Here is a 6,000-nt window from a genome sequence, read left to right on the forward strand (position 1 = left end):
GCGAGGATGTCGATTTGCGTCGGCTACTGTATGTGATGGCACGCGTACGGAAGAGGGTCGGTGTGGCTGCTGAGGCCGGATGCCCAGGGGCGCTGACCCGGAACGACTACGGGCTCGAGCGCCATCTGGTTCGAACGAGCGTCCCGATCTCATCAAGCAGTTCAGCTACTCAACGCCGAGCCGTCGCGACAGTTCGAGCAGTTGGTCGATGTCGGCTTCCATCCCCGACTCGGTCGGCTCGGCGACCACGGATACGGCAGCGCTCGGCTTGCCGGTGAGGCTTCGGTGCAGAGCCGCGCGAAGACGGTGAGTCGATGAGCCGGAGCTGGCCGACTCGTCATGGAGGTACGGGCTCACGCAGACCAGCCCGTCCCGGCACTCGATGACCCGGCGGTAGAAATGCAGCCTCATGTGGCGTACGCGTCGCGGGTCGGGCTCGTTGGCGGCAGGAGCGCGATATCGGGAAAGGCGTTGTGCAAGGCCGACCAAAGGGCCACAGCTGTCGATATCGTTGGCGATCTCGGAACCACAGGCGTGCTTTCACCAGTCCGGTGCGAGCGCCGGGATAGCCGATGCCCGAGAAGAACACCGCGATGCCGATCGCCAGCACCGGCGTCGTCCAGGCGGCCGTTCCCGGGACGGCGTCGCGCTGGAAGATCAGGCGGCTGGAGGTGGACACGATCCGAGGGATGTGGGTCCCGAGGCAGCAGACGACGAGGCTGGCGCCGGCGACCAGCAGACTGAGCCGCACTCGCGATTGAGCCTGGTCGGCGGCACGTCGTGCCAGCTTCGCGCCGCGCATGGTCGCGTAGGCCATGTACAAGTTGCCGATCAGGTAGAAGAGCAGGGCGGCCGCCGAGCTCGCGGACTCGTAGCTGAAGCGCTGGTGGAATTGTGGGCGATGTTGGGTATGCCCGTGCGCGAGGCTCTTTGAGTCTCTTTCGAGAATCTATTGACCATCGGTGGTTTTGTCGGCATGGATAGGTGTGTGCTGCGGCGAACACCTCCCCGATCGACTCGATTATTCGATGCCAAGAATGGAGTACGAGATGAAGATCGAACGCGACCGCGTGCACGTCGACGGCTGTGCTGTCGCCGCGGCGATTCGCGAGCTCGCTGCGGCGGTCCGCGCGACGACGCCGGAACCTCCGGCGGATCCGGATGCGCTGCTGCTGATGGCGGAGGAGGTGGGGGAGTTGTTGCAGCTGTCGCCGAGGACGTTGAAGGACCAGGCCGCCGCTGGGGTGTTGCCGCATCACCGGTTCGGCAAGCACTACCGGTTCACGCGTGGCGATGTCGCCGAGATTGTGCGGCTGAGCGCGGCGCCGGTGAAACCGCCGCGGCGGCGGGTATCCGTTCAGGACGTTGCCCAGGACTTCCGCGCCGCGTGAGGCGGGCGGAGCAACAGAGAAGAAGAGGAGTACAGGATGGCTCACGGCCAGGAAGAGCCCGGCACGGGTGAGTGGCGTGCCCGGTACAAGCGTCCCGATGGGACATGGGGGAGCAGGTCAGGGTTCCCCACCAAGAAGGCTGCCGAGGACTGGGCAGTAGAGCAGGAGGCGCTGATCCGGCGAAACCTGTGGCTGGACCCTCGTGATGGCGAGACCCGGTTCGACAACTTTGCGGAGGAGTGGCTGGCGGCTGCGGGCCGCGATGCGGCTCTACGAGCTGGGTCTGGGGATGTCGGGGTTTGTGCTGTGCCTGATGGATGTCTATACCGGCGCCCGATGGGGTGAACTCGTCGGGCAGCAGCGGCACGAGTACGGCTCCGAGAAGCGCGGGATCGAGATCCGCACTCCGTTGAAGGAGGTCGGCGGGAAGATCTACAAAGGAGGCCGGAAGAGTGATGATCATCATGCGGATGGTCGTCAGCGGCCGCCGACGCGGCGAGGGAACTCCCGGCCGAAGAATGGCCGGACGAAAACTCCTGCGGGAACTCGGTTCGTGGCCCTGCCGCCCGGGATCGCGGTGCTCTACGAGGAGCTGATGGACAGCCATCGGGAGCCGTTCGTGTTGTGCACGCCGGAGGGGCATCCGTGGCGGCGTTCGAACTTCCGGATCCGGTTCTGGCGGCTGGCGTGGAATGGGTCGAGCTGGACGACGCCGGGGCGGGGGAGCGGCGCCCGCCGATCCTGCCGGCGTTCACTTCCACGAGGGCCGCCACACGCACAGCACCTGGCTGACCGGGGACGGCATTCCGGAGGTCGCCCGGCGGGCGCGGCTGGGGCAGAAGATGAAGGGCATCGCCCGGATCTACGACCACGTGACCCCGGCGATGGTGAACCAGATCCTGAACGTCCTGGAGGAGCGCTGGCTGCGGTCGCTGGCGTCCCTGTACCCAGGGGAGCGGGCGAAGCTGGTGTCCTGGTTCCCGCACCTGCGGTCCCAGCGGGCGATCGGGCCGGTTCGGGGTCCATCGCCCGATCGGCGCCGACTGACGAAAGAAGCCCTGCCCTCCGGGGAGGGCAGAGCTTCTTACCTGCGAAAATATGTGGTGCGCGATACTGGGATTGAACCAGTGACCTCTTCCGTGTCAGGGAAGTGCGGCGCCTGGATCGACCAGGTGAAACGCATTGCATTGCAGGTCGTGCAACCTAGTTCCTTCCCGAGGGGGCGGCTTCAGCGTCTTTGGTTCAGGTCGCCGTCGCCGAACGATCGCCAGATAAGTTCGGCGCCGCCAGTGCAACGCATGCTCATAGCCCGTCGATCAGGTGTCCGGCGGGCTGGCGGTGACTTGACCGCGTTAACCGGAGAGCTCTTGCTTTGACTCCAATCGGGGGCAACAAGCCCAGGCCGCACAGATTGGGCTTGTTGCGTTCTGGGGCCGGCGAGGAGTTAGGCTGATCGATAACAAATAGGTAACTGTGTGTCGCCTTCGTGTGAGCTAGTGCCCCGGCGCGGTTCCGTCCAGAACCCAGCAGCTCGAAAGGCTTGTGAGCTGCAGTTTTCCGGCGTGGTCGATGTTGGATCTTGATCGTGTCGCGGGCACGAACAACTACGGCCGCCGGGTGCTGTGGCGCTGGTGTGTGCCTGGTCGGGGGCCGGGCGGGGCCATGGTGCCGTAGGGCACCTCTTGCGCAAGCAAGTCGCCTGCCGTAGGGGTTGGCTGTGGACCACACCTACAACGCACTCTCCTCGTCGAAGGTGGGCGCTGCTGTACAGGTCGGCATGGTCAAGGGAGACGTGCATGTGACGACCGGCGGACCCGAATTCATGGTGCCGCACCAGCTGCCACCGCCGACGCGCCATTTCGTCGGACGACAGGCCGAACTAGATTTTCTCACTGGCCTGGTGGAGGGCGAGGACGGTGACGTTCCGGCGATTTGCGTGATGGACGGTCCTCCGGGCGTCGGCAAGACGGCGTTGGCGGTGCATTGGGCGCACTCGATACGGAACCGTTTTCCGGATGGGCAGATCTACGTCGATCTGCGCGGATTCGACGGTAGACGAACGCCTGTCGAACCGGACGACGCCGCCAGAATCGTGCTGGAGGCGCTCGTCGATCCGCGCTCGGTTCCGCTGAAGCCTGACTCGCGGATCGCCCGGCTGCGTAGCCTGCTGCACGGCCGCCGTGTTCTGCTGCTACTCGACGACGCCCGTGGCAGTCATCAGGTCGAAGCGGTGCTGCCAGGGGCGCCCGGTTGCTTCACTCTCATCACCAGCAGAGAACGGCTGGACGGCCTTATCGGTCGGTACGGCGCACGCAGACGCAATCTGGCAGTGCTGACCCGTGCGGAGTCTCGCCGGTTGATCAGTAGCTACGTCGGGTCGAGGCAGATGACGAGAGACGAGTCGTCGGTAACGGCGCTGATCCAGCGTTGTGCGGGCCTGCCGATGGCGCTGAGTGTAGTCGCGGCGCGGGCGGCGCTGGAAGAGACTTCCCTGCAGTCGCTGGTGCACGACCTCGACGCCGGACGGTCGGCGCTGGACGCCCTGTGGCTCGGCGGTGAGCGCGAATCGGACGTGCGGCTCGCGTTTTCGTCGTCCTTCGTTTCGTTACCGGGCGATCTATCGTCGGCGTTTCGCGCTCTCGTGCTGCATCCGGGCAGAGACATCGACGTGGCCGCGGCTGCCGCGGTGATCAGGGTGCCGATCGACGTGGCGAAGCGGCGCCTCGGCGAACTCGTGCGCCGCAACATGGTGCTTCCGACCGCACCCGCGCGGTTCGGTCTGCACGACTTGATCCGTACGTTCGGGCTGGAGCACACCGGTCGCGGAGGATTCCGGCGCCGGGCGCTCCGGGCACTGCTGAACCACTACCTGCACGTCGCGCATCGTGCGGATCGTTGGATCAACCCCCACCGGCGGCCGCTCGAACTGGCGCGGTGCGCGCGCCCGGAGCTGCTGCCGGAGATCGGTGGCTACGATGACGCGCTCCGAGTATTCGGCACCGAGTACGACAACTTGATCGCGGCTACCCGGCTCGCCGGGCGGGAGGGGTGGGATGACTACGCCTGGCAGCTGCCATGGACGTTGTCGAACTACGCGTACCTCACCGCCAGGTGGACGGACTGGGTACTGACCCATGAGCAGGCAGTGTCAGCGGTCCGTCGGTCAAGGAGTGCTTCCGTGGAAGCGCGGATCCGGCAGTCGCTCGGCCGTGCGTATAACGAACTTGGTGAGTTCGATAAGGCGCGCGGTGAGTACGAAGCCGCGCTGCTGTTCGACGATGACTTGAGCGGAAAGGCAAACGCGCTCAACGGCCTGGCCGGGGTGCATGTCCGCGCCGGGGTCTTATCCAGTGCGATCGAGTGCGGAGAGCGGGCGTTGACGTTGTACTGCGAACTCGACGACGACGTGGGGCAGGCAAGCACGCTCAACTTGCTCGGTCGTGCCTGTGCCGGAAGCGAGCCACGGCGAGCAATCGAGTACCACGAGCAAGCGCTGCGCCTGTTTGAGCAAGTCGGCGACGATTACGGGCGAGCCCAAAGCACGGGAGCCTTGGGAGCGGCACTGGCTGCGGCCGGCAGGCACGAAGACGCGGCTGAGCAACTCCGCGCCTCCGTGGAACTGCACCGGGCGGTGGGCAATCAGCGCCTCGAAGCCAACACAAGCCGACACCTCGCGGAAGTCCTCTCAGTGCTGGGCCGTCAGCAGGAGGCATCAGAACTGGCGCAGCGTGCGGCGCGTCTCCTAGGCGCGGCCGACGCCGGCCAGGGTGCTGCCGAGATCAGCTCGGGCGGCCGTTCCGTAGCACCCGGAGAAGACTCTTCGCCCCCTTCTCGGTGAAGTCCTTGACGTCGTAGTAGCTGCCATTCCCTGGCAGGAAGCTCAGAGGGATCTCGTCACGGGAGCGGCCGGGCAGCACCACCGGCAGGATCTTCCTGGTCCACTCGGCGCGGAATCGGTGGAGCAGGTCGGCGAGCTTGTCGTACTCGAAGGACACACCCAAGTGGGAGTCATCGGGCAGCGTGCCGTGCGCAGCTGCTAAGTATGACGGTGATGCAATAACGAGTACGAAGGCGGCGCCCAAGATCTGCTCGTTGATCCACCTGTCCCAGTTACGCCGCTTGTCGAGTTCCTGCCCATCGAAGCGGACGGCTACGCCCGACTTCTCGAGGAAGTCGCAAAGCCGGGCGACCGCGGCCTTGTGATCGGCAGACTCATGGGCGTACGAGATGAAAACCCAACCTTCCTGGCCGTAGGCGGTCGACGTGCCGGGCCGGTGCATCGGGTCGGCTGGTGTGGCGCGCGTCGGATTCCCTGTTGCCGGTGTAGCGGAAGCCTCTATTGCTTCAGCCAACAGGTGGGCCGCCGAGCTACGTGAACGGAGCTCGTCGAACGATACGTTCCGCGCTGTGGTGACGGACGCTTCGTAGTTGTTCGGCGTGGCCGCGTCGGCGACCTTCTCGTCGAGCAGGTTCAGGTAGTCGCGCGCGGGCATCCCGGTCTCGGCCAGCCAGGCGGCCGCCTGCTCGATCGCCAGCGGCAGGTCGCCGAGCTTCTCGGCGATGAGGTCGGCGTCGGCGTCGACGAGTTCGGAACGACGCAGCGCGAGCA

Annotated in this window: 5 protein-coding genes; 3 read left to right on the forward strand and 2 right to left on the reverse strand. The window is 65.8% G+C overall.

Features of this window, described 5'->3' with window-relative positions:
- Positions 1-165: 165 nt before the first annotated feature.
- Positions 166-489 carry a DUF6545 domain-containing protein gene (locus ACLJQE_RS35605; protein ID WP_410643941.1) on the reverse strand — a complete coding sequence of 108 codons (324 nt, stop codon included), beginning with the start codon at positions 487-489 and terminating at the stop codon, positions 166-168.
- Between the two features lie 83 nt (positions 490-572).
- On the opposite strand from ACLJQE_RS35605, the gene ACLJQE_RS35610 reads away from it, so the two are divergent.
- From ACLJQE_RS35610 to ACLJQE_RS35620, 3 genes are all read left to right on the forward strand, one after another.
- Positions 573-761, forward strand: a complete 189-nt coding sequence (locus ACLJQE_RS35610) for a hypothetical protein (RefSeq protein WP_410643942.1) — start codon at positions 573-575, stop codon at positions 759-761.
- Positions 762-1,037: 276 nt separating this feature from the next.
- Complete coding sequence (locus tag ACLJQE_RS35615; protein ID WP_410643943.1) at positions 1,038-1,391, forward strand: helix-turn-helix domain-containing protein; 354 nt, start codon at positions 1,038-1,040, stop codon at positions 1,389-1,391.
- Between the two features lie 1,717 nt (positions 1,392-3,108).
- Positions 3,109-5,229: an ATP-binding protein gene (locus ACLJQE_RS35620; protein WP_410643944.1), complete on the forward strand. Its 2,121-nt coding sequence runs from the start codon at positions 3,109-3,111 to the stop codon at positions 5,227-5,229.
- On the opposite strand, the gene ACLJQE_RS35625 is transcribed toward ACLJQE_RS35620, so the two are convergent.
- A partial coding sequence (locus ACLJQE_RS35625; protein ID WP_410643945.1) for a TIR domain-containing protein occupies positions 5,171-6,000 on the reverse strand: 830 nt, incomplete at its 5' end. The genes ACLJQE_RS35620 and ACLJQE_RS35625 overlap by 59 nt on opposite strands.

The sequence above is a fragment of the Amycolatopsis sp. lyj-346 genome (assembly GCF_046548975.1).
Classification (GTDB): domain Bacteria; phylum Actinomycetota; class Actinomycetes; order Mycobacteriales; family Pseudonocardiaceae; genus Amycolatopsis.